Source organism: Mediterraneibacter massiliensis, from assembly GCF_001487105.1.
In the GTDB taxonomy this organism is placed as follows: Bacteria; Bacillota; Clostridia; order Lachnospirales; family Lachnospiraceae; genus Mediterraneibacter; species Mediterraneibacter massiliensis.
Window position 1 is genome coordinate 1,572,423 of the sequence record NZ_LN913001.1, and the last position, 24,770, is coordinate 1,597,192.

19 protein-coding genes are annotated in these 24,770 nt (G+C 42.6%); 14 read left to right on the forward strand and 5 right to left on the reverse strand.

Annotated elements, in window-relative coordinates; translation table 11 throughout:
• Positions 1-73: 73 nt before the first annotated feature.
• The 4 genes from BN3282_RS11685 to aroC are packed head-to-tail and all read right to left on the reverse strand — an operon-like array spanning position 74 to position 4,946.
• Complete coding sequence (locus BN3282_RS11685; protein WP_330382249.1) at positions 74-1,963, reverse strand: extracellular solute-binding protein; 1,890 nt, start codon at positions 1,961-1,963, stop codon at positions 74-76.
• Positions 1,963-2,778 carry an ABC transporter permease gene (locus BN3282_RS11690; RefSeq protein ID WP_059069386.1) on the reverse strand — a complete coding sequence of 272 codons (816 nt, stop codon included), beginning with the start codon at positions 2,776-2,778 and terminating at the stop codon, positions 1,963-1,965. The genes BN3282_RS11685 and BN3282_RS11690 overlap by 1 nt, the downstream gene beginning before the upstream one ends.
• A complete protein-coding gene (locus BN3282_RS11695) occupies positions 2,768-3,841 on the reverse strand; it encodes an ABC transporter ATP-binding protein (RefSeq protein ID WP_059069389.1) in 1,074 nt (357 codons plus the stop codon). Before BN3282_RS11695 ends, BN3282_RS11690 begins: the two co-directional genes overlap by 11 nt.
• Positions 3,831-4,946 (reverse strand): chorismate synthase, encoded by a 1,116-nt coding sequence (gene aroC / locus BN3282_RS11700; protein ID WP_059069391.1) that lies wholly within the window; start codon positions 4,944-4,946, stop codon positions 3,831-3,833. The genes BN3282_RS11695 and aroC overlap by 11 nt, the downstream gene beginning before the upstream one ends.
• A 270-nt stretch (positions 4,947-5,216) precedes the next feature.
• Between aroC and BN3282_RS11705 the strand changes: the two genes are divergently transcribed.
• The 11 genes from BN3282_RS11705 to BN3282_RS11755 all read left to right on the forward strand — a co-directional run bounded on the left by BN3282_RS11705 (position 5,217) and on the right by BN3282_RS11755 (position 18,942).
• Positions 5,217-6,854, forward strand: a complete 1,638-nt coding sequence (locus tag BN3282_RS11705) for a L,D-transpeptidase family protein (protein WP_082667538.1) — start codon at positions 5,217-5,219, stop codon at positions 6,852-6,854.
• Positions 6,855-6,870: 16 nt separating this feature from the next.
• Positions 6,871-8,001, forward strand: coding sequence for a tRNA guanosine(34) transglycosylase Tgt (gene tgt / locus BN3282_RS11710; protein ID WP_059069392.1), 1,131 nt, complete (start codon positions 6,871-6,873; stop codon positions 7,999-8,001).
• Between the two features lie 128 nt (positions 8,002-8,129).
• Entirely contained in the window at positions 8,130-8,405 is a 276-nt protein-coding gene (gene yajC / locus BN3282_RS11715) for a preprotein translocase subunit YajC (RefSeq protein ID WP_330382204.1), read from the forward strand.
• A 263-nt stretch (positions 8,406-8,668) separates the two neighbouring features.
• The gene (gene leuB, locus BN3282_RS11720) at positions 8,669-9,754 is read left to right on the forward strand and encodes a 3-isopropylmalate dehydrogenase (protein ID WP_059069393.1); all 1,086 of its coding nucleotides are present in this window, start codon (positions 8,669-8,671) and stop codon (positions 9,752-9,754) included.
• Positions 9,755-9,796: 42 nt separating this feature from the next.
• Positions 9,797-11,470 (forward strand): dihydroxy-acid dehydratase, encoded by a 1,674-nt coding sequence (ilvD, locus tag BN3282_RS11725; RefSeq protein ID WP_059069395.1) that lies wholly within the window; start codon positions 9,797-9,799, stop codon positions 11,468-11,470.
• 12 nt (positions 11,471-11,482) lie between these two features.
• Positions 11,483-13,159, forward strand: coding sequence for a biosynthetic-type acetolactate synthase large subunit (gene ilvB, locus BN3282_RS11730; protein WP_059069397.1), 1,677 nt, complete (start codon positions 11,483-11,485; stop codon positions 13,157-13,159).
• A gap of 44 nt (positions 13,160-13,203) precedes the next feature.
• Positions 13,204-14,286, forward strand: a complete 1,083-nt coding sequence (gene serC, locus BN3282_RS11735) for a 3-phosphoserine/phosphohydroxythreonine transaminase (RefSeq protein ID WP_059069399.1) — start codon at positions 13,204-13,206, stop codon at positions 14,284-14,286.
• 1 nt (position 14,287) lies between these two features.
• Positions 14,288-15,451 (forward strand): phosphoglycerate dehydrogenase, encoded by a 1,164-nt coding sequence (locus BN3282_RS11740; RefSeq protein WP_059069401.1) that lies wholly within the window; start codon positions 14,288-14,290, stop codon positions 15,449-15,451.
• A 212-nt stretch (positions 15,452-15,663) separates the two neighbouring features.
• The gene (locus BN3282_RS11745; protein WP_059069402.1) at positions 15,664-17,052 is read left to right on the forward strand and encodes a beta/alpha barrel domain-containing protein; all 1,389 of its coding nucleotides are present in this window, start codon (positions 15,664-15,666) and stop codon (positions 17,050-17,052) included.
• Positions 17,053-17,068: 16 nt separating this feature from the next.
• Positions 17,069-17,734: a GntR family transcriptional regulator gene (locus BN3282_RS11750; RefSeq protein ID WP_059069406.1), complete on the forward strand. Its 666-nt coding sequence runs from the start codon at positions 17,069-17,071 to the stop codon at positions 17,732-17,734.
• An 11-nt stretch (positions 17,735-17,745) separates the two neighbouring features.
• Positions 17,746-18,942 (forward strand): NADP-dependent isocitrate dehydrogenase, encoded by a 1,197-nt coding sequence (locus tag BN3282_RS11755; RefSeq protein ID WP_059069408.1) that lies wholly within the window; start codon positions 17,746-17,748, stop codon positions 18,940-18,942.
• Between the two features lie 177 nt (positions 18,943-19,119).
• On the opposite strand, the gene BN3282_RS11760 is transcribed toward BN3282_RS11755, so the two are convergent.
• Entirely contained in the window at positions 19,120-21,054 is a 1,935-nt protein-coding gene (locus BN3282_RS11760; protein WP_059069410.1) for an ABC-F family ATP-binding cassette domain-containing protein, read from the reverse strand.
• Between the two features lie 168 nt (positions 21,055-21,222).
• Between BN3282_RS11760 and BN3282_RS11765 the strand changes: the two genes are divergently transcribed.
• From BN3282_RS11765 to alr, 3 genes are all read left to right on the forward strand, one after another.
• Positions 21,223-21,867, forward strand: a complete 645-nt coding sequence (locus BN3282_RS11765) for a redox-sensing transcriptional repressor Rex (RefSeq protein WP_059070439.1) — start codon at positions 21,223-21,225, stop codon at positions 21,865-21,867.
• A 161-nt stretch (positions 21,868-22,028) separates the two neighbouring features.
• Positions 22,029-23,534 carry a bifunctional ADP-dependent NAD(P)H-hydrate dehydratase/NAD(P)H-hydrate epimerase gene (locus BN3282_RS11770; RefSeq protein ID WP_059069415.1) on the forward strand — a complete coding sequence of 502 codons (1,506 nt, stop codon included), beginning with the start codon at positions 22,029-22,031 and terminating at the stop codon, positions 23,532-23,534.
• Positions 23,531-24,694: an alanine racemase gene (gene alr, locus BN3282_RS11775; protein WP_059069416.1), complete on the forward strand. Its 1,164-nt coding sequence runs from the start codon at positions 23,531-23,533 to the stop codon at positions 24,692-24,694. The genes BN3282_RS11770 and alr overlap by 4 nt, the downstream gene beginning before the upstream one ends.
• The last annotated feature ends 76 nt before the right edge of the window (positions 24,695-24,770 follow it).

Here is a 24,770-nt window from a genome sequence, read left to right on the forward strand (position 1 = left end):
ACCCTGTTTACATGTAAGTATGACACATGGTATGATCTGTTTTTTCGCTGCTTGTTGCTTCATTAAATTTATATTATTGAGATTTTACTTCTCTCCACAGTTGGTTATAGATCACATCGTTTTCGTCGCCCAGAAACTGGAAGGTTTCACAGTTTGTAAGCTGAGATGCATCTGGAAAGGCGATCGTACTGTTGCGGATGGCGGGATCTTCAATCAATTCTCGTCCTGCTGTATTGGGGATAGAGTATGTAATGTAGTCAAAATTCATTTTAGCAATATCCGGGCGGCAGAGAAAGTTGATAAATTTTTCTGCATTTTCTTTGTGCTGTGCATTTTTGGGAATCACCCAGGAATCAATCCAAAGATTAGATCCTTCTTTTGGAATGACATATTCCAAGTCTTTATTTTCTTTCTGACAATAGAGCGCTTCTCCAGAATAAATCACACCAAGCGCCGCTTCATTTCCGATCATTTTATCACGTACCTGATCGATCACGTAAGCCTGGACGAGTGGTTTTTGTTCGATAAGCAATTTTTTTGCGGCTTCTAATTCATCTAAATCAGTAGAATTCAGAGAGTAACCTAAGTATTTTAGTGCAACAGCAAACGCATCCCGTACACTGTCTTGCATGAGAATATTGTCTTTATATGTTTTATCCCACAGAATCCCCCAACTATCGACGGGACCGTCTACCATTGTTTTGTTGTAAAGGATACCGACAGTTCCCCACAAATAGGGGACGGAGTAGGCGTTATCTGGATCGAATTGCCTGGACTGCTCCATATAGACATCCCCAATATACTGTAGGTTGGGAATGTTGTCATAGTTGATTTCGGCAAGCAGGTCATTTTCAATCATACGCTGTACCATATAATCGGACGGGCAGACTACATCATAAGCGATGGCACCGGATTGGACTTTAGGGTACATGATTTCATTTGTTTCAAATTCTTCGTAGACGACATGAATACCCGTTTCTTCTTCAAACATAGAGATGACTTTAGGATCCAGATATTCTCCCCAGTTATAGACGATCACCTGATTGGAAGTAGACACCGGGTTTTTGGAAAGATAGAAAACACCGCCGACGATGATCATAAGGATCATAAAAACAGGGACCACTTTTCGGCACAGGAATTTAAAACTCTTACTAAACCAGAGGAAAACTCCTGTATTTTTGTGGGAAGGTCTTTTGGTATCCTTATGCTCCGGCGTGAAATTGACGAGAAACAAAAGAAGCAGCACGGTAAGGAACATAATTGTAGATAGTGCGTACATCTCAGGTTTGATGCCTTTTCTGACCTCGCTGTAGATCTTCGTGGACAGAGTATCGATACCGGGACCTTTTGTAAAATGCGTAATGATGAAATCATCCAGGGACATGGTAAAAGCAAGAAGAAAACCGGAGAAGATGCCAGGGAGTATGTCCGGAAATACGACTTTGTAAAATGCATAAGTAGGAGAAGCCCCCAGATCAAGCGCCGCTTCATAGGTATTTTTATTTGTTTGTTTTAATTTAGGCAGGACGCTCAATATAACATACGGGATATTAAAAGTTATATGTGCAAGTAAAATTGTAGAAAACCCGAGAGTGAAACGCATAGCGATAAATAAAAGCATAAGGGAAATTCCAGTTACAATGTCTGCATTGAGCATAGGAATATTGGTGATCCCTAAAAGAAGCGTACGTATTCTCGGCTGCATGACCTGTATGCCGACAGCGGCTGCTGTCCCTAATAAAGTGGCTATCAGAGCAGATAGCAGTGCGATGATCAAAGTAGTATACAGAGCGTTCATGATATCCTGATTCTGAAATAAAGAGACATACCATTTCCCTGTGAAACCGCCCCATTTGGAACGTGTTTTTGTATTGTTAAAAGACAGAACGATCAAAGTCGCAATAGGGGAATACAGCAAAAAAAAGATAAGCAGCAGATAGATTTTTTTCATTATATTTTTCATCAAAATGTATTTCCCTCCCCGTTTTTATCATATTTTGCGATCAAAGCCATACTGGCAATGATAAAAATCATTAGAACAAGAGAAAGACCGGAACCGACATTCCAGTTGCTTCCTTGTTTAAATTCTTGTTCAATGACATTTCCGATCAGCAAAATCTTGCTTCCTCCCAGCAGATCTGAAATGACGAATGTAGTAAGAGAAGGTACAAATACCATAGTAATCCCGCTGATGATGCCGGGAATACTAAGGGGTAATATGATCTTCATAAATGTCTGTACTGCATTAGCCCCCAAGTCTCTGGCAGCAAAAAGAATATCCTTGTCAATCTTTACAAGAACATTATATATAGGAAGCACCATAAAAGGCAGAAAGTTATAAACCATTCCAAGCACGATGGCATAAGGCGTGTTGATGATCTCCAGGGAAGGAAGATGGAAAAATTGCAAAACACTGTTAATGATACCATTTTTTTCCAGGAGATTTTGCCAGGCAAGAGTACGCAAAAGAAAGTTCATCCACATAGGGAGGATGAAGATGAGCACGATAAAGCTGGATTGGCGTACTTTCTTTTCCGCCAGTATCATAGCAAGGGGATAGGCAAGGAGCAGGCAGATGAAAGTACTGATAAAAGAGAGCAGCAAAGAAAGCCCCAGCGCTTTTAAATTCTCAGGGGTCGTGATCTGTGCTAAGTTTAACAATGTAAATCTGCCTTCTTTATCTGTAAGTCCATAATAGACGATCATAAAAAGAGGGATGATAATAAAAGATACAGACCAGAATAGATACGGGCCTGCAAGCCATTTCCTACTCTTCAATTCCAACTGCCTCCTCATCTTCGGATTCTGGTTTTTTCATGATCTGAATATCAAAAGGATCGACTTTGATCCCAACTTCCGTTCCCACAGGAAACATGTCCGTGCTGTGGACAAGAAGTTCATAGTTATTAGCGAGAACTTCCATCTCATAATGGACACCTTTGAAGATCAAATGTGTGACAACGCCGTCAATCGTACCTTCTCCAGGTTTTACAAGATCAATATCCTCCGGGCGGATAACAGCGTCCACAGGTGTATTATGCCCGAAACCAATATCCACACACTGCCAGACAGCTCCCAGCATTTTGACAACTTTATCTTGTACCATGGTGGCAGGAAGAATATTACTGTCACCAATAAAATCGGCAACAAAGGCATTCTGCGGTTCATTGTAAATATCTTCAGGTGTGCCGATTTGTTGGATATATCCCTGGTTCATGACAACGATCGTATCCGACATAGTCAGCGCTTCTTCCTGGTCATGGGTAACATAAATGAAAGTGATCCCCAGTTCGTTTTTCAGACGGATCAGTTCATACTGCATGTCCTGGCGTAGTTTTAAATCCAAAGCGCCAAGAGGTTCATCCAGAAGCAGTACCTTAGGCTCATTGACGATCGCACGTGCGATCGCGATACGCTGCTGCTGACCTCCGCTTAAAGAATCGACAGAACGATCATCATAACCTTCCAGATTGACAAGTTTGAGTGCATAGCGTATTTTATCCTGGATATAAGATTTTGATTTCTTCTTGATCTTTAGTCCGAACGCGATATTTTCGGCGATGGACATATGAGAAAAAAGCGCATATTTTTGGAAGACAGTATTTAATTGTCTTCGGTTGGGCGGCAGATGATTGATATTTTTCCCATTGAAAATAATATCACCGTGATCAGGAGTTTCAAAGCCGCCTAAAATACGCAGCAGAGTGGTTTTTCCGCATCCGCTTGGACCAAGGAGGGTAAGAAATTCATTTTCCCGTATATAAAGATTTAACTGGTCCAGGACCAGATTGCCGTCAAAAGATTTTGTAATATCGACAATATCGATCAGTTTATTCGACATTTTTATCCTCCGCATAAATTTTTTTTACGTGTTCCATCTGGCTGGCCATATTTTGCAGGAGCAGATCAGCCAGGGTGATCGCTGTCATAGATTCTATGACAACAACGGCGCGTGGAACGATAACCGGATCGTGCCTGCCATGTATGGAGATTTCCGTATCCTGCCCTTCCACAGTAACAGTATGTTGCTGCCGGGAGATAGAGGAAGTAGGCTTTATACTGGCGCGCAGGATCAAACAAGAACCGTCACTCATTCCGCCCAAAGTTCCTCCGGAATGATTGGTTCGTTTGGCAATTTTCTCGCCTTCCATGAAAAAGGAATCATTATTTTCACTGCCGATCGCGTTGGATACAGCAATACCATCTCCAATTTCCACCGCTTTTACAGCGCCCACAGACATGATCGCTTGGGCGAGCAGAGCGTCTAATTTGTCAAAAACAGGTTCTCCGATTCCAACAGGAAGTCCCTGCGCGATACATTCTATCGTCCCTCCGCTGGAATTTAATTCCTTTATCAAGGTATCCAGATAGCTGCCTGCCTTTTTGGCGACTTCGTTGCTAGGCATAAAAAGAGGATTTTCTGAGATTTCTGATAAATGGTATGCGTCTGCCTTTACGGTATAAGGTCCGATCGATTTTGTATATGCTGTTACAGTAATTCCAAGCTCTTTTAACAGAAGAGAAGCAACAGCGCCGGCAGCGACTCTTCCTATCGTTTCTCGCCCGGAAGAACGTCCTCCGCCTCTGTAGTCCCGAAAACCATATTTTTTCTGAAACGGATAGTCAGCATGACCGGGACGGTACACTTCTGCTATATTCCCATAATCACGGGAACGCTGATCCTTATTATGTATGAGAAGAGAGATAGGAGTACCTGTCGTGTACCCTTCAAAGACGCCGGAGAGGATTTCTACCGTATCCTCCTCACTTCTTCTTGTTGTATATTTATTTTGTCCGGGCTTACGCCTGTCCAGAAATACCTGTATATCGTTTTCTGTAAGAGCAAGTCCCGCAGGACAGCCGTCTACTGTGACTCCAACGGCGGGACCGTGGGATTCTCCCCAGGTTGTAATGCGAAATAGTTTGCCAAATGTAGAACCACTCATGGAAAAACTCCTTTCTGTTCATAGTATTATATAGACATACAGACTTATTATATAGGAAAAGACCCTTTGTTGACAAGTACATAAAATGATTGAAAAATATACGTCTGTGCGGCAGCCTGTCATGTATGTTTTTTAAACATGCAGCTTTGTCGGCAAAGAGCGAGGAAATGTTTTAAGAATGTTTTAAGAAAGCAGATAATACTGTACTTTTTTGCCGTTTCGTAATATAATGGGTCCAGATGTTGAGAAAAAGAGAAGGAGCTATACTATATGAACGATAAGGACATAAAAAAGAGAAATGTACTTACGTCGGAAGAGGATACGTACTATCTGGATGAGGAGGAATTTGAAGAAGAAGCTCCGTCTGCGCAGACAGATAGTGAATATGACGAACACGATGAAAGTGGATATGATGATATAGAAATTTTACGAGAAGAAGATTTGGAAGATGACGTTCCGACAGAGAAAAACAGGAGACGGAAAAGAAGAAAAAACAAAGAAAAAAAGGTCAGAAGATCCGGGAAAAAGATTTTTATTATCTGCAGCAGTATAATTGGCGTACTGGCAGTAGTTTATATAGGTGTTTCTGTCTTTTTTATGCAGCATTTTTTTATCAATACAGAAATTAACGGACATGATTTTTCAGGAAAGTCTGTATCAGCAGTAGAAGACTATATGAAAGAGCAGGTAAAGGACTACCAGCTTAAAATTTTAGAGAAGGACAATCAGTCAGATCTGATCGACGGAGATGCCATTTCCTTGACGTATAAAAAAAGTAATGAAATAAAAGAAGCGGTAAAAAAACAGAATGGCTTTTTGTGGCCGAAGGCATTTTTTGATAAAAATTCCCAGAAAGTAACGGTCAATGTATCCTATGACACAGATGCACTGAATACATTGATCGCCGATTTGAAACCGGTGACAGTAGAACAGACACAGCCGATATCTGCTATGCCGAAATTTGATGGGGAGAAGTTCACTGTAGAACCGGAAGTTTATGGAACTGCCGTGAATATGGAAATCCTGACAGAGAAGATACATGAGTATATCACAGAGTTTAAGCCTGCATTAAATATGCAGAAGGAAGGCTGCTATGCAGAACCTAAATATACAGCAGACTCCAAAGAAGTGCAGGCTGCATGTGATACAATGAATACCTACTGCAAGGCGAATATTACCTATACAATGGGTGAGAATGTCGTTGTAGACAAGACGTTGATATCTGAGTGGCTTTCAGTTGATGAAGACATGAATGTGACATTTAATACAGATGCAGTGCGGACATGGCTGACAGAATTTGGGGATACCTATGATACACAAGGCACAACCCGGACGATCACGACTCCGACGGGGAAAACGACCGAAGTTTCCGGTGGGGATTATGGATGGTCTATAGATGAAGACGCAGAATTTGAGGCATTGACAAACAGTATTAAAAATGGAGAAACTGTGACAAAAGAGCCGGCGTATTATCAGACGGCGGCAGTTCATGGCGCACAGGACTGGGGAACGACCTATCTGGAAGTGGACTTATCTGCGCAGCATATGTGGTATATCATAGATGGAGGCGTTGCGCTTGAGACAGATGTAGTAACAGGCGAACCAATTCCGGCGAAGATTACACCTACAGGAGTTTATTCGATTTTAGAAATGAGCCAGAATGAGACACTGGTAGGAGAGATCGATCCTTCTACAGGTGAGCCGGAATATAGGACACCTGTAGCATATTGGATGCGAGTGACATGGAGCGGCATTGGTTTCCATGACGCAACTTGGCAGCCGGCTTTTGGCGGGAGCTTGTATCAGGATGGTCTGGGCTCTCACGGCTGTATCAATATGCCTCTTGACCAGGCGGCATCCCTGTACAGCATGTTGTCCACGGGAACCCCGGTTATCATCCACAATTAACAGGAGTAAATGACAGATGTATGAACTGATAAAAACAGACGGTAAAGCAAAGAGGGGAAGACTTGTCACAGTGCACGGTACGATAGAGACCCCGGTATTTATGAATGTAGGCACTGCGGCTGCGATCAAAGGAGCGGTATCGACAGATGATCTGCGTGCAATAAAGACGCAGGTAGAATTGTCCAATACGTATCATCTCCATGTAAGGCCAGGGGATGAGATCGTCAGAAAATTAGGCGGACTTCATAAATTTATGAACTGGGACAAGCCGATACTGACAGATTCCGGGGGATTTCAAGTGTTTTCTCTTGCAGGGTTGAGGAAGATCAAAGAAGAAGGGGTACACTTCCATTCTCATATTGATGGAAAAAAAATCTTTATGGGACCGGAAGAAAGCATGCAGATCCAGTCTAATCTGGCATCTACCATCGCTATGGCATTTGATGAATGTCCCTCCAGTGTGGCGGACAGATCGTATATGGAAAAGTCTGTGGCACGGACAACAAGATGGCTGAAACGCTGCAAAAAGGAGATGAATAGGCTGAATTCTCTCTCAGGAACTTTGAATTCACAGCAGCTGCTGTTTGGTATTAATCAAGGTGGAATCTACGAAGACATTCGTATCTCGCATGCGCAGCAGATTACGGAACTAAATCTGGACGGCTATGCGGTCGGCGGGCTGGCAGTGGGAGAAAGCCATGAGGATATGTATCGGATCTTGGATGCAGTCGTTCCATATCTTCCCCAGAATAAGCCTACATATCTGATGGGAGTGGGCACACCGGCGAATATATTGGAAGCAGTAGATAGAGGAGTAGATTTCTTTGACTGTGTATATCCAAGCCGAAATGGGCGTCATGGACATGTATACACGAACCGTGGAAAACTAAATCTGTTCAATGCAAAATATGAGTTGGATGACAGACCAATCGAAGAAAATTGTCAGTGTCCTGCATGCAGAAGTTACAGCAGAGCATATATCCGCCATTTATTAAAGGCGAAAGAGATGCTGGGGATGAGGCTTTGCGTGCTGCATAACTTGTATTTTTATAATACGATGATGGAAGAGATACGAGAAGCGATAGAAGGAGGAACATATAAAGAATATAAGGCAAGAAAGCTCGCAGGAATGGGACAAAAGTCTTAAGTTTTCCTCAGAATATAAAAATTGTCTTAAAAACCGACAGAAAATGAAAAACAGACTTGAAGATTATTTGAATATTGTGTATAGTAGTCTTATTGGTTTGAACATAGAGTTAGGAGGAAAGAAACAAGATGAATATGATAGGTATTATTCTCATCTATGCTGTAGTATTAGGAGGTATGTGGTTTCTTCTTATGCGTCCGCAGAAAAAGGAGCAGAAGAGAATCCAGGCAATGCTCGCTACAATGGAGGTCGGAGATACTGCATTGACGACAAGCGGCTTCTATGGTGTTATCATTGACATCACAGATGATGACGTTATCGTAGAATTCGGCAATAATAAAAACTGCCGTATTCCTATGCAGAAAGCTGCGATCGCACAGATTGAAAAGCCAAGTGCGGAATAAGTATAGAGTGAGTATCAAAAGGGATAGAATTCCTGCTATATATAAGGAAAGGGCGCTGATTTTGGGAAATATCAGCGCCCTTTCTGCTTGTGTGCCTAACGACGCACGCTTTTTTAGGGGGATACAGTGGCTGTTTTGACTCGATTTCTGGGGAAATAAAAAAATGGAGAGTGCTCTGTTTTTTCGGATGAAATACTTGAAACACCAGTAGAAATGGAGTATGATTAAAATTAGTATTTTTATGGTTGGAAGGATGAAGACAGATGGAATTAAAGATAGGCGTAATCAAAGGTGACGGGATTGGACCAGAAATCGTCGAAGAGGCAATGAAGGTGCTAGACAGGACAGGAAAGCAGTATGGATTTACCTGTCAGTATACACAGCTTTTGATGGGAGGAGCTTCGATTGATGTCCATGGTATTCCATTGACAGAGGAGACGATCCTGGCGGCAAAAGAAAGTCAGGCTGTTCTGATGGGTTCTATTGGTGGAGATGCAAAAGTTTCACCCTGGTACAAGTTAGAGCCCTCAAAGCGTCCGGAAGCAGGACTTCTGCGTATAAGAAAAGAGTTGAACCTATTCGCGAATCTGCGGCCTGCCGTTCTATATGAACAATTAAAAGAGGCATGCCCTTTAAAGGAAGAAATTACAAAAAATGGGTTTGATATGATGATCATGCGGGAATTGACAGGCGGTCTGTATTTCGGTAAACGTAGCACACAGGAAGAAAACGGAGTATTGACGGCAAAGGATGAACTTACATATAATGAAGAAGAAATCAGAAGAATAGCAAGAAGAGGCTTTGATATTGCCAGAAAACGGAGAAAAAAGGTGACTAGCGTCGACAAGGCAAATGTTTTGGATTCCTCCAGGCTTTGGAGAAAAATCGTAGAGGAAGTCGCCGCTTCCTATCCAGATGTGACGTTGGAACATATGCTGGTTGATAATTGTGCTATGCAGCTTGTAAAAGATCCTGCGCAGTTTGATGTGATCCTGACAGAAAATATGTTTGGAGACATTCTTTCTGATGAAGCTAGTATGGTGACTGGATCTATCGGAATGCTTGCTTCCGCAAGTTTAAATGAGACAAAATTCGGCTTGTATGAGCCCAGTGGCGGTTCGGCTCCGGATATTGCAGGTAAAGGGATCGCCAATCCGATCGCAACGATACTTTCTGCGGCGATGATGCTGCGCTTTTCATTTGATCTAGACAAAGCTGCTGACGCAATTGAGGCAGCTGTGGAGAAAACGCTCAAAGAAGGTTACCGTACGATCGATATTATGTCAGAAGGCAAGAAGCAGATTGGAACTTCCCAAATGGGAGACAAGATTTGTTCCTATATTGAATAGAGATGAAAGAGGCAAAAAACGAAAGAACAGGAGGAAGGCAAGATGAGAAGTGATACTGTTACAAAAGGAGTGCAGCAAGCACCGCATCGTTCCCTTTTCAATGCGCTGGGAATGACACAAGAAGAATTGGACAGACCGTTGATCGGGGTCGTAAGTTCCTATAATGAGATCGTCCCCGGACATATGAATTTGGATAAGATCACAGAAGCGGTAAAAATGGGAGTCGCAATGGCAGGAGGAACGCCGATCATGGTTCCGGCGATCGCCGTCTGCGATGGAATAGCGATGGGGCATATTGGAATGAAATATTCCCTTGTCACAAGGGATTTGATCGCGGATTCTACAGAAGCACTGGCGATGGCACACCAATTTGACGGACTGGTCATGATACCAAATTGTGATAAAAATGTACCGGGACTGTTGATGGCCGCGGCACGTGTAAATATTCCGACCATTTTCGTCAGTGGAGGGCCGATGCTCGCTGGACATGTAAAAGGTTCCAAGACAAGTCTTTCCAGTATGTTTGAAGCAGTGGGAAGCTATGCGGCGGGAACAATGACAGAAGCAGATGTCTGTGAATTTGAAAATAAAGCATGTCCTACCTGTGGTTCCTGTTCAGGCATGTATACAGCAAACAGTATGAACTGTCTGACAGAGGCTTTGGGGATGGGACTGAAAGGAAACGGTACGATCCCAGCTGTATATTCTGCAAGGCTGCAGCTTGCAAAACATGCAGGGATGCAGGTGATGGAACTGGTACGAAAAAATATCCGTCCTCGTGATATTATGACAGAAGAAGCGATTTTAAATGCATTGACGGTAGATATGGCATTGGGATGTTCTACAAACAGTATGCTGCATATTCCGGCAATCGCACATGAGATCGGTATGGATTTTGAGATTGATTTTGCCAACAGTATTAGTGAAAAAACCCCAAATCTCTGTCATCTGGCTCCGGCAGGGCATACATATATTGAAGATTTGAATGAAGCAGGCGGCGTCTACGCAGTTATGCATGAATTAAATAAGAAGGGGCTGCTGCATACAGATTGTATGACAGTGACAGGAAAGACGATCGGAGAGAATATCGAGGGATGCATCAATAAGAATCCGGAAGTTATCCGTCCGATAGAACATCCCTACAGCGAGACCGGCGGACTTGCTGTGTTGAAAGGGAATTTAGCTCCGGACGGAAGTGTAGTAAAACGTTCCGCAGTAGTGGAGGAGATGCTTGTACACGAAGGACCGGCAAGAATCTTCGAAAGCGATGAGGAGGCTACGGCAGCAATTAAAAACGGAAAGATCCATCCCGGGGATGTGATCGTCATCCGCTATGAAGGCCCTAAAGGCGGTCCGGGCATGCGGGAGATGTTAAACCCTACTTCTGCGATCGCAGGTTATGGGTTGGGATCGAGTGTCGCTCTGATCACAGACGGGAGATTTAGTGGCGCCTCCAGAGGAGCTTCTATCGGACATGTTTCTCCGGAAGCAGCCGTAGGCGGTCCGATCGCACTTCTTGAGGAAGGAGATCTGATCAAGATAAATATACCGGAACTGAAATTGGAAGTAGATATTTCGGACGAGGAAATGGCACGCAGAAAGGAAAAATGGATGCCAAGAGAACCGAAAGTCAAGACGGGGTACCTTGCAAGATATGCATCCATGGTCACCTCAGGAAACCGAGGAGCAATTCTGGAAATACCGAAGAACAACTAGGAGGGAAGCGCCATGTTATTAAATGGAGCGGAAATAGTAATCGCATGTTTAAAAGAGCAGGGAGTCGATACAGTATTTGGGTATCCGGGCGGAGCCATTTTAAATGTGTATGATGCGTTATATAAACACAGAGATGAAATCCGTCACGTATTGACTTCTCATGAACAGGGAGCGGCACATGCGGCAGACGGATATGCCCGTGCAACAGGAAAGGTCGGCGTATGTCTGGCAACAAGCGGCCCGGGGGCTACGAACTTGGTAACAGGAATCGCGACCGCTTATATGGATTCAATCCCTGTGGTGGCGATCACATGTAATGTAGGAGTCGCTTTGCTTGGAAAGGATAGCTTTCAGGAGATTGACATTGCAGGGGTCACCATGCCTATCACCAAGCATAATTATATTGTAAAGGATATTACAAAATTGGCTGACACAATCCGTAAAGCCTTTCTGATCGCCAAATCTGGCAGACCGGGGCCTGTACTGATCGATATTCCAAAAGATATTACGGCGAATCAGACAGAATATATACCAATGACTGTAAATGCAGAAGGGAGAAAAACAACACCTGCCTCCGAACAAGAAATCGATGCAGCTGTCCGCATGATCGAAGCGTCAAAACGGCCATATATCTTTGTAGGCGGCGGCGCGGTACTTTCCGGCGCTTCAGAGGAATTGCGGGAATTTGCTGAGAAAGTAGATGCACCGGTTACAGATTCTTTGATGGGAAAAGGGGCATTTCCAGGTACAGATTCCAGGTATACAGGGATGCTTGGTATGCATGGAACGAAGACTTCCAACTATGGAGTAAGCGGATGCGATCTGCTGATCGTGGCAGGAGCCAGGTTCAGTGATCGCGTGACGGGAAATACAAAGAAATTTGCGCGGAAAGCAAAAATCTTGCAGTTGGATATTGACGCGGCAGAGATGAATAAAAATGTAGTCATTACCCAGGGGGTAACAGGAGATCTCAAAGAAACACTGAAAAGGATCAATGAAAAGCTTCCGCAGCAGGCGCATTCTCAATGGCTTGCGCAGATACAGGAATATAAAGAAAAGTATCCTTTGAAATACCATCATGATACATTGACAGGTCCATTTATCGTGGAGGAAATCTACAGACAGACAAAGGGCGAGGCATTGATCGTAACCGAAGTCGGACAGCATCAGATGTGGGCGGCACAGTATTATAAGTATACGGAGCCGAGAACATTTTTGACATCCGGAGGTCTTGGGACAATGGGATATGGATTAGGTGCATCTTTGGGCGCAAAATGCGGCTGTCCAGATAAAACGGTCGTTAATATTGCCGGGGATGGCTGTTTCCGCATGAATATGAATGAGATTGCGACAGCGGTACGGCACCAGATCCCGATCATTCAAGTGGTTGTAAATAACCATGTACTCGGAATGGTACGTCAGTGGCAGGATCTGTTTTATGATGAAAGATATTCGGCAACTGTACTCAGGGATGGTGTCGATTTTGTAAAGCTTGCAGAGGCGATGGGTGCAAAGGGGATCGGGGTACAGACTAAGGAGGAGTTTGCAGAGGCATTTGCGACAGCGCTTAGTATGAATAGTCCGGTCGTTATAGACTGTCAGATCGACGCAGATGACAAAGTATGGCCGATGGTGGCTCCTGGTGCGGCTATCAGCGATGCATTTGATGAAGAAGATATGGAGGAGTAATTCCATTATCATAAAATAAATTATAAGTGCAGGAGGAAAAGAAAATGGGTAGAGTGTATAACTTTTCGGCAGGACCAGCAGTGCTGCCGGAAGAAGTCTTAAAGGAAGCTGCGGCAGAAATGCTGGATTATCAGGGAACAGGCATGTCTGTTATGGAGATGAGTCACAGATCTAAAGCATTTGAAGAAATTATTCAGACAGCAGAGCGAGATCTGCGTGATCTTATGGGTATTCCGGATAATTATAAGGTGTTGTTTTTGCAGGGTGGGGCGTCCCAGCAGTTTGCGATGATCCCGATGAATCTAATGAAAAATCGTGTGGCAGATTATATCATAACAGGCCAGTGGGCAAAAAAAGCTGCCAAAGAAGCTGAAAAATATGGAAAAGTAAATCGGATTGCCTCCTCAGAGGACAAAACTTTTTCATATATCCCGGACTGTTCTGATCTTCCGGTTTCTGAAGATGCAGACTATGTATATATATGCGAAAATAATACAATCTATGGGACAAAGTATAAAGAACTGCCAAATACAAAAGGAAAAATACTGGTGTCAGATGTATCCTCCTGTTTTCTTTCAGAGCCAATTGATGTGGAAAAATATGGAGTCATTTACGGTGGCGTACAGAAAAATATCGGACCCGCTGGCGTTGTCATCGTGATCATACGGGAAGATTTGATCACAGAGGAAGTCTTGCCTGGAACGCCGACGATGCTTACATATAAAACACATGCAGACGCCGATTCTTTGTATAACACGCCTCCGGCATATGGAATCTATATCTGTGGGAAAGTGTTTAAATGGCTGAAATCAATGGGCGGACTTTCTGTGATGAAAGAGCACAATGAAAAGAAAGCAAAGCTGCTCTATGATTTTCTGGATCAGAGTAAGTTATTTAAAGGCACTGTGGAAAAGAAGGATCGTTCTTTGATGAATGTACCATTTGTTACAGGTAATCCTGATCTGGATGCAAAATTCGTAAAGGAAGCAAAGGCGGCAGGTCTTGAGAATTTAAAAGGACACAGGACTGTAGGCGGTATGCGTGCCAGCATATATAACGCTATGCCGTACGAAGGCGTAGAGGCCCTCGTAGCATTTATGAAAAAGTTTGAGGAGGAGAATCTGTAAAATGTATGAATATCATTGCCTGAATCCGATCGCAGAGATCGGCTTGGAACAGTTTGGGGAAAAATATGTAAAAACAGAAAATATGGACGAAGCAGATGCGGTACTGGTAAGAAGCGCTGCTATGCATGACATGGAATTCAGCGATCATCTAAAAGTAATCGCCCGTGCAGGCGCAGGAGTGAATAACATTCCTTTGGATAAATGTGCAGAAAAGGGAATCGTTGTATTTAATACACCTGGAGCAAACGCAAATGGTGTGAAAGAACTAGTGCTTGCAGGCATGCTGCTTTCTGCTAGGGATATCATCGGCGGGATCAATTGGGTTGAAGAACATGAAGAAGACGGAGATCTGGCCAAGATGACAGAGAAAAAGAAAAAGGTCTTTGCAGGTACAGAACTTGAAGGAAAGAAGCTTGGTGTGATCGGTCTGGGAGCTATCGGGGTACTGGTCGCGAATACAGCTACCCATTTGGGAATGGATGTATACGGATATGATCCATATATTTCTGTAGATACAGCATGGAAGCTGTCCAGAAATATCCATCATGCAAAGACGGTAGATGAATTGTATAAAGAATGCGACTATATCACGATTCATGTTCCGGCTACACCAGATACAAAAGGTATGATCGATAAAGGCGCTATCAGTTTGATGAAGGAAAATGTAGTCATCTTAAATTTTGCAAGAGATGTTCTTGTAAATAGTGAGGATATGGTAGACGCTCTTGTGTCCGGCGCTGTAAAATGCTATGTCACAGATTTCCCTACACCGGAGATAGCCGGAGTAAAAGGCGCAATCGTTATTCCACATCTTGGAGCCTCTACAGAAGAGTCCGAAGATAATTGTGCACGGATGGCAGTTGCAGAAGTGATCGATTTTTTGGAAAATGGAAATATTGTGCATTCTGTAAATTATCCGGATTGCAATATGGGAACAAAAGGAGACGGAACACGTATCACAGTGCTACATCATAATATTCCCAATATGCTTGGACAGTTTACGGCATTGCTTGCTGGGGAAAATCTAAATATTACGCTTATGACAAATAAGAGCAAAAAAGAATATGCATATACAATGATGGATGTAGAAGCAGAAGTACCGGCTGATCTGATAAAAAAATTTAACAGTATAGACGGAGTATTGAAAGTACGTATGATCCATTAGAAGAAAGAATAAAGGCGACCGTACCGGACAGTGATCTCACTGCCGGTGCGGTCGCCTTTATATAACGGCAAAAGTGTCTGCGCAATATACTGGAGTTGGTCAGAAATAGGACATAAAAGAGAGTTATATTGTAGTTGACAAAAAATGTATAATTGTATACAATTATACAAGATAAAAAGGGCGGGATATGCTCTGTGTGCAGGAGGTAAAAAGTGGAAGACAGAAAAGTATTTATGAATCAACATACAAATCTTTTAGAGCTGGAGGAATATATGTATCCTCTGGTAGATGTAGAAACACCAAATGTGTTTCGGAATTTATTCCGATATGACGAGATTCCGAAGATCGCATTTAATGATCGTATCGTGCCCCATCATATGCCAGATGAGATATGGATCACAGATACGACCTTCCGTGATGGGCAGCAATCCCGTGCTCCATATACGACGGAGCAGATTGTCACGATATTTGATTATCTGCATCGTCTTGGCGGTCCAAAAGGAAAAATCCGTCAAAGTGAATTTTTTCTTTACAGCAAAAAAGACAGAGACGCTGTATACAAATGTATGGAAAGGGGTTACGAATTTCCGGAAGTTACAAGTTGGATACGCGCCAGCAAAAAGGACTTTCAGCTTGTCAAAGAAATCGGCTTAAAAGAAACAGGTGTACTGGTGAGTTGTTCTGACTACCATATATTTTACAAGCTGAAAATGACACGACGTGAAGCAATGGAGCATTATCTGTCGGTTATCAGAGACTGTCTGGAGATAGGCGTACGTCCAAGATGCCATTTAGAAGACATCACTCGTTCAGATATTTATGGCTTCGTGATTCCGTTTTGTGTAGAACTGATGAAATTAATGGAAGAATATAAAATACCAATAAAAGTACGTGTCTGTGATACAATGGGATATGGGGTGAATTTTCCAGGAGCAGTGATTCCACGTTCTATTCCGGGTATCATTTACGGACTGATGACACATGCAGGGGTTCCAAGCTCACTGATCGAATTTCACGGACATAATGATTTTTATAAGGCTGTCAATAATTCAACAACTGCGTGGCTGTATGGCGCGTCCGGCGTAAATTGTTCTCTATTTGGCATCGGGGAACGGACAGGTAATACTCCTTTGGAGGCCATGGTCTTTGAATATGCGCAGTTGAAAGGAACACTGGATGGAATGGATACCAGAGTGATCACAGAACTTGCGGAATACTATGAAAAAGAGATTGGATACCATATTCCATCCAGGACGCCGTTTGTAGGAAAAAACTTCAATGTGACAAAGGCGGGGATCCATGCGGACGGCATGCTGAAAAATGAGGAAATATACAATATCTTTGATACAGAAAAATTCTTAGACCGCCCGGCGCTCGTATCTGTATCGAATACATCGGGGGCTGCGGGAATTGCTTACTGGATAAACGCTTTTTATAAATTGCCGAAAGAACGACAGGTAGATAAGAATTCCCAATTAGTATGCAAGGTAAAAGACTGGGTAGACAAAGAATATGAAGAAGGAAGAGTCACGGTCTTGACAGATGAAGAATTAATTGAGAGAATAAATACTATATGCGAAGAATTGCATATAACACTGTAAGCAGGAGGCTTTCGAAATGGAGGAATATCAGGAGTATTCTCTTGGCGGAAGAGTCTTTCAGAAAATCCGTGAGGATATTCTGAAAGGGAAGTATAAAGAACATGAGGAACTGAGGGAGAATACGATCGGAAAAGAATTAGGCGTAAGCCGTACCCCTGTACGGGAGGCACTCAGACAATTGGAACTGGAAGGACTTGTGACGATTATTCCCAATAAGGGGGCATATGTGACAGGGATTTCTTCAAAAGACGTAAAGGATATTTACATGATACGTTCCATGCTTGAGGGACTTTGTGCCAGATGGGCAACTGAAAATATTACAGAAGAACAGATGGAGGCGCTGGATGAAACGATTCTGCTGTCTGAATTCCATATGAAACGGGAGGGGACATATAATGTAGAACAGATCACGCTGTTAGACGGACGATTCCATACGATTTTATATGAGGCTTCAAACAGTAGGATATTGAGTCATGTTCTTATGGATTTTCATAAGTACGTGCAGCCTGCGAGAAAATTTTCCGTTGTTTCAGAAGAAAGAGCAAGAAAATCTATACGAGAACATAAGCAGATCTTGCGGGCTATACGGGATAAAGATGCAAATATGGCAGAACAGCTGGCAAATGAACATATCCTGCATGTGATGCAGAATCTGAAAAAACAAGGATATGAAGATATTTAGGAGGAGAAAAAATGGAAAAAATCAAAATGACGACACCGTTAGTAGAAATGGATGGGGATGAAATGACCAGGATCCTCTGGAAAATGATCAAAGACAATTTGCTTGAACCTTATATAGATTTAAAAACAGAATATTATGATCTAGGATTACAGCACAGAAATGAGACAAATGATCAGGTTACGATAGATTCAGCAAATGCAACAAAAAAATATAAGGTTGCTGTTAAATGTGCAACTATTACCCCGAATGCGGCAAGGATGGATGAGTATGATCTAAAGGAAATGTGGAAAAGTCCAAATGGAACAATCCGTGCGATTCTGGATGGAACTGTTTTCCGTGCACCGATCGTGGTGAAAGGGATTGAACCATGTGTAAAGAATTGGAAGAAACCGATCACGATTGCCAGACATGCTTATGGAGATGTATATAAAGGAACAGAAATGAAGATCCCAGGAGCTGGAAAGGCAGAATTGGTATATACGGCAGAAGACGGCACACAGCAAAAAGAACTGATCCATGAATTTGACGGACCTGGGATCATACAGGGGATGCATAATATCAGTAAATCAATCGCAAGTTTTGCAAGAAGCTGCTTTAATTATGCTCTGGATACAAAACAGGATCTCTGGTTTGCAACAAAAGATACGATTTCTAAGAAATATGACCATACATTCAAAGATATTTTCCAGGAGATTTATGACGCAGAGTATGATGAAAAATTTAAAAAAGCAGGGATTGTGTACTTCTATACTTTGATCGATGACGCAGTGGCAAGAGTCATGAAGTCAGAAGGCGGATACATATGGGCATGTAAAAATTATGACGGAGATGTAATGAGTGATATGGTATCTTCTGCATTTGGCTCACTCGCCATGATGACGTCGGTCCTTGTATCTCCGGAAGGATATTATGAATACGAGGCTGCCCATGGAACTGTACAGCGCCATTATTATAAACATCTAAAAGGAGAGGAGACTTCCACTAACTCTGTGGCAACCATTTTTGCTTGGAGCGGAGCTTTAAGAAAACGCGGCGAATTGGATGGCAATAAAGAACTTATGGAATTTGCCGACAGACTGGAGAAGGCAACTATTGACACGATCGAATCCGGCTCCATGACAAAAGATCTGGCCTTGATCACAACGATTGAAAATCCAAATGTGCTAAACAGCGAAGAATTCATAAAAGCAATCGCTGAAAGATTATAAAGTTGCCGAAATTTCTTGCTCACATAAAACACATATTTCATGCATACACTTTTGCCGTTTAAATTCATATTTCTGTTAAAAAAATCGACTTCACACTGCTGCGCACTTCCAAATAAAGAGATTTATTTTCTTCCAATTGGAGATGTACAATGGCGTGAAGTCGTCTTTTTTTCAAATCTAATTGAGGGATCCGCCTTCTGCAAGAGTTTCCCACTGTTCATATAGTTCTTCTAATGTGCAGTCATTTTTATGCTTTTCTTCAGCGAGTTCCTGACAGCGGATGGAATTGGAATAGACATCTTCCTGCGTCATGAGCTGATCGATTATTTGGTTCCGTTGTTCCAGACATGTGATCTGTTCTTCTGTTTTCTTCAGATCATTTTTCCTTTTTCGTTCTTTTGCCTGCAATTCTTTTTGCTCTTGCCAGTTTAGTTTTGCATCAGAGGCTGTGCTTTGCGAATCTCCTCTGACCGCAGCGTTAGAAGTAGGAGCATAAGCAGCAGTGAGTTCTTCTTTTTTTTCTAAATAATAATCATAATTTCCTATATAATTCACAAAAGTCTGATTGACTAATTCCAAAATGCGGGTCGCTGTCTGATTGATAAAATAGCGGTCATGAGATACATAGAGTACGGTGCCGGTATAGTCGTTGAGTGCATGCTCTAATATTTCTTTAGAGGTAATATCTAAGTGATTGGTCGGTTCGTCAAGAATCAGGAAATTTGCTTCTGACAGCATAAGTTTTGCCAATGAAACACGGCCTTTTTCGCCTCCGGATAGATTTCCAATGAGGTGGAAAACTTCATCGCCTGTAAACTGAAAAGCAGCCAGTGTATTTCGTATCTGTGTGTTTGTAAGCGCTGGATAGGCATCGGATATTTCATCAAATATGGTTTTCTCATCATGCAGTACATGATGTTCCTGATCATAATAACCGATTTTTACTTTGGAACCGAGAGTGAAAGAACCTTCGTCGGCAGGAATGACCTGGTTAAGTATTTTTAATAAAGTCGTCTTGCCGGTACCGTTATCTCCAATCACGGCAACATGTTCCCCGCGCTTTATTTCGAGATCGACTTTATGAAAAAGTGTCTGTGAATCAAAGCTCTTCGATAATTGTGCAACGGAGAGTACGTCGTTGCCGCTGATACAGGACGGCTCTAATGTAAGATGCATCTGTGTGGCTGTCTGGACAGGCTTTTCTGCTGGTGTGATCTTTTCCAGCAGTTTCTCACGGCTTTCTGCGCGCTTGATGGATTTTTCACGATTAAAAGAACGAAGCTTTTCTATGACAGCCTGTTGATGTTTGATCTCTCTTTGCTGATTCAGGTATTCTTTTAATTGTGCATCCCGGATCTGCTGTTTCTTCTCTGCGTAAGCCTTATAATTTCCGACATACGTCCGGATCGTTCCCTGTTCGATCTCTACGACTTTTGTTACGACGCGGTTCAAAAAATACCGGTCATGCGAGATGATAAAAACAGCGCCGGTATAGTTTAAAAGATATGTCTCTAGCCAGGAGATCGAATTTAGATCCAGGTGATTGGTGGGCTCATCCAGCAAAAGAATGTCCGGCTGGGTAAGAAGCAGTTTTCCTAACGCAACACGGGTTTTTTGTCCTCCGGACAGGGTATCGGTCTGTTTAGAAAAATCTGCTTCCTGAAAACCAAGCCCTTTGAGAACTCCCGCAATCTCACTTTCATAGGCGTATCCGTTCATGGACTCGAATGTGGAGACAAGCCGGTTATAAGTTTCCAGCCTGGCATTTAAAGCATCTCCGGACAGTGTTTTAAGTTCTAATTCGATAGAACGGATCTGGTGTTCCATTTGGATCAGATGCGCTTTGGCTGTTTTGACTTCTTCGTAAATCGTGTTTCCGGAAGAAAGCGTCTGATGCTGCGCGAGATAACCGATCGTTTTTCCTTTGGCAAGGACTACCTCCCCGCTATCAGCCGGTTCCTCTCCCATGATCATTTTGAAAATAGTAGACTTGCCGGCTCCGTTGATACCGACGAACGCCGCTTTTTCCCGTTCTTCAATATGAAAAGAGCCCTCTTTTACGATCAGATGTTCTCCAAAAGATTTATGAATATTATGACATGCGAGTATCATGAAACTCCTCCTGAAAGTATAGGTGTATATTTATGTATCCGTTGCGTTGTCTGACGTTGCATATGTAATCAATTATAACGAAAACCGAAGAAAATACAACTATAATTTGACATCATATTAACAATTTTATATAATAAAGCGTAGATTTAAGTTTGGAGGGCGATGACTGTGGAACAAAGAGAAATATCACGTGCAGTAATAGGAAGGCTGCCAAGATATTACAGATATTTAGGAGAATTGCTGGAGGCAGGAGTGGAAAGAATCTCTTCCAGTGATCTGAGCAAGAAGATGCGTGTAACGGCATCGCAGATAAGACAAGATTTGAACAATTTTGGTGGGTTTGGACAACAAGGATATGGATATAATGTGAAATATCTATATACAGAGATCGGCAAAATATTAGGGATGAACAGAGAACATCCAATTATTATCATAGGAGCGGGAAATTTAGGGCAGGCACTGGCAAATTATGCTTCTTTTGAGAAAAGCGGTTTCATTTTAAAAGGACTGTTCGATGTAAACCCGCGCCTGGAAGGGGTTTCTATCCGTGGGATCCCGATCCGTATGATGGATGATCTGGAAGAATTTCTTCAAAAAAACGATATTGAGATCGCAATCCTCACATTGCCTAAATCTAAAGCAATCGAAGTGGCAGAACTTGTAATCGAGAATGGAATAAAGGCAATATGGAATTTTGCACACACGGATTTGAATCTTCCGGAGGATATAATTGTCGAAAATGTACACCTTTCGGACAGTCTGATGAAGCTTTCTTATAATATCAGCCGTTATAATGAAGAACATAAAAACTAGTGACGCTGTGTATAGTATGCAGCAGTGTATACATTTACAGGAATATGCAGGCAGAAACGTGTAATCAGGTTTTCCTTTTTACACGTTCTTTCATTTTAAGATGTGAAAGACAAGAAATGATTCTGCTGATTTTTATTTTTTAGGAAAGGCGGGGAAGTTATATGCGATATCTTCCAGACGGAGTATGGATGCAGAAAGCAGACAAACATACGATAGAAAAAATAGGGATCTCTTCTATGGTATTGATGGAACGAGCGGCTCTAAAGACAGTAGAAGTCATGGAGACAGAACAGATCAGGCTGGATAAGGCGCTGATCGTCTGTGGAAGTGGAAATAACGGTGGCGATGGCTTTGCCATAGCACGCCTTATGAAAGAGAAAGGGTATCTTCCAACGGTTGTATTTGCGGGACGTGAACAGTCTTTAAGCATGGAATGCCGTACACAGAAGGAAGTTCTGGAAAGGTTAGGGCTTATGTCATGCACAGAGATTCCGTCCAAAGAATATACTGTTGTAATAGACGCACTTTTCGGTGTGGGATTAAACAGGGATATACAAGGACACTATGTGGATATAATAGCGCAGATGAATCAGATATCAGCTAAGAAGGTTGCTGTTGATATTCCTTCTGGTATTCATGCAGAGAAGGGATGTGTGATGGGAAATGCATTTAAAGCAGACTTGACAGTTGCCTTTGCCTGTGAAAAGTTAGGCTGCGTATTATACCCAGGAAAAGAATATTCCGGAAAAGTGCTCCCTGTAGAAATAGGGATCGATCTGGCAATCTTTAAAGAAGAGTTAGGTGTTTGCTATACGTATGAGCAGAAAGATATAGGACGGTATCTTCCCAAAAGAAAGGCAGATTCTCATAAGGGGACTTATGGAAAGGTGCTGATGATCACAGGAAGCTGCGGTATGGCCGGTGCGGCTTATCTGTCTGCGAAAGCGGCTTATACAGCCGGTGCTGGACTTGTACAGATCTATACGGTTAAAGAGAATCGAACGATCTTACAGCAGCTTCTTCCGGAAGCAATTATTTCTGTGTATACAGAGTATGAGGAAGTACAGCTTGCAAGTCTTCTTGAGTGGGCGGACGTAGTGTGTATCGGATGCGGGTTAGGTATGTCGGAAACAGCAGAAAAAATATTGGCAGAAACATTGAAACGAGCAAAAGTTCCTGTAGTTTTGGACGCGGATGGCTTAAACCTGGCAAGCAGGCATATGGACATACTAGAAGATGTGAAAGCACCTTTGATCTTAACGCCGCATATGAAAGAAATGACGAGATTATTGGGATGCAGTATGGAAGAAATGAAAGAAAAACGAAGGGAAAGGCTATTAGATTTTACAGCAAAATACGATGTTGTGTGTGCTTTAAAAGACAGCAGGACGATCGTGTCAGCAAGAGGGCGTCAGCTCTTTGTAAATACTGCGGGAAACAGCGCAATGGCGAAGGCAGGTGCGGGAGATGTGCTTGCAGGGACGATCACAGGGCTTATCGCCCAGAAGATGTCCCCTTATGAGGGGTGTGTCCTGGGGGTTTATCTGCATGCCTGCGCAGGCGATGAGGCAAGAAAGGAAAAAGGCGAGTACAGTGTACTTGCGGAAGATTTGATCTGGGGCATACAAACATGCCTGTATAATACAAAGGAGAGGGAAGTATTATGAAATCATACAGCAGAGTGTGCGCGGAAATTAACTTGGATGCGATCGCTTATAATATGGAACAGCTAAAAAATAGGATTGGAAAAGAAGGACGCCTTGTGGCTGTTTTGAAAACAGATGGCTATGGACATGGAGCTGTTCCGATCGCGGAAATGTTTGAAGAGACAGAGTATGTATGGGGGTATGCGACAGCTTCATTAGAAGAAGCTGTGCTTCTGAAAAAGGCGGGGATGAAAAAGCCAGTACTTGTTCTGGGCTGTATTTTCCCGGAGCAATATGAGGAAATGATACAATATGAGATACGCACTGCTGTCTATACAGAAGAAAGCGCGGTACTGATGGCGGAGACGGCAAAGCAGATGGGAAAGACGGCGTATTTCCACATCAAAATTGACACAGGAATGGGACGGATAGGCTTTCCGGTCTGCACAGAAAGTGTAGACTGTCTCCGACGTATTAGTAAATTTGAACATGTGTGCATGGAAGGAATGTTTACACATTTTGCGAAAGCAGATGAAACAGATAAGACGTATACATTAGAACAGCATGAGAAGTTTCAGTGGATGAAGAAGAAAATGGAAGAAAATCATATCCACATACGTTACTATGACTGCGACAACAGCGCAGGGATCATAGATCTGCCTGCTATGCGTCATGATCTGGCACGGGCGGGGATCGCCATGTATGGCCTGTATCCTTCACAGGAAGTAAAAAAGGACGCTGTGAAACTAAAACCGGCTCTTGCGCTTACAAGCCATATTATTTATGTAAAAGAAATAGAGGCAGGTACTTCGATCAGTTATGGCGGTACTTTTATTTCTCCAAAAAAAATGAAAGTTGCAACCATCCCGGTGGGATATGGAGATGGATATCCCCGTTCTCTTTCAAATAAAGGAGAAGTATTGATACGCGGCAAAAGAGCGAAGATTCTTGGCAGGATCTGTATGGATCAACTCATGGCAGATGTGACAGATATAGAAGGAGCTGGCTTTATGGATCCAGTCGTTCTGGTTGGCAAAGACGGCACAGAGGAGATCACGGTAGAAGAATTAAGTGAGTTAAGCGGCAGGTTTCCTTATGAATTTATCTGCTGTCTGGGTAAAAGAATTCCAAGAAATTACTGGGCAGACGGCAAAGTAGTGCGGCAGATAGATTCTTTTTAGAAATGCGATCCTTTTTTGAATACCTCCGAGAAAAATGGTAAGGCTTTAAATGAGAAAGTAAAAAATCGGAGTGTGA

Coding starts and splice junctions, on each gene's coding strand:
- BN3282_RS11685 (WP_330382249.1), bottom strand. CDS start 1,963: ATGAAAAATATAATGAAAAAAATCTATCTGCTGCTTATCTTTTTTTTG.
- BN3282_RS11695 (WP_059069389.1), bottom strand. CDS start 3,841: ATGTCGAATAAACTGATCGATATTGTCGATATTACAAAATCTTTTGAC.
- aroC (WP_059069391.1), bottom strand. CDS start 4,946: ATGAGTGGTTCTACATTTGGCAAACTATTTCGCATTACAACCTGGGGA.
- BN3282_RS11705 (WP_082667538.1), top strand. CDS start 5,217: ATGAACGATAAGGACATAAAAAAGAGAAATGTACTTACGTCGGAAGAG.
- tgt (WP_059069392.1), top strand. CDS start 6,871: ATGTATGAACTGATAAAAACAGACGGTAAAGCAAAGAGGGGAAGACTT.
- yajC (WP_330382204.1), top strand. CDS start 8,130: ATGAATATGATAGGTATTATTCTCATCTATGCTGTAGTATTAGGAGGT.
- leuB (WP_059069393.1), top strand. CDS start 8,669: ATGGAATTAAAGATAGGCGTAATCAAAGGTGACGGGATTGGACCAGAA.
- ilvD (WP_059069395.1), top strand. CDS start 9,797: ATGAGAAGTGATACTGTTACAAAAGGAGTGCAGCAAGCACCGCATCGT.
- ilvB (WP_059069397.1), top strand. CDS start 11,483: ATGTTATTAAATGGAGCGGAAATAGTAATCGCATGTTTAAAAGAGCAG.
- serC (WP_059069399.1), top strand. CDS start 13,204: ATGGGTAGAGTGTATAACTTTTCGGCAGGACCAGCAGTGCTGCCGGAA.
- BN3282_RS11740 (WP_059069401.1), top strand. CDS start 14,288: ATGTATGAATATCATTGCCTGAATCCGATCGCAGAGATCGGCTTGGAA.
- BN3282_RS11750 (WP_059069406.1), top strand. CDS start 17,069: ATGGAGGAATATCAGGAGTATTCTCTTGGCGGAAGAGTCTTTCAGAAA.
- BN3282_RS11755 (WP_059069408.1), top strand. CDS start 17,746: ATGGAAAAAATCAAAATGACGACACCGTTAGTAGAAATGGATGGGGAT.
- BN3282_RS11760 (WP_059069410.1), bottom strand. CDS start 21,054: ATGATACTCGCATGTCATAATATTCATAAATCTTTTGGAGAACATCTG.
- BN3282_RS11770 (WP_059069415.1), top strand. CDS start 22,029: ATGCGATATCTTCCAGACGGAGTATGGATGCAGAAAGCAGACAAACAT.
- alr (WP_059069416.1), top strand. CDS start 23,531: ATGAAATCATACAGCAGAGTGTGCGCGGAAATTAACTTGGATGCGATC.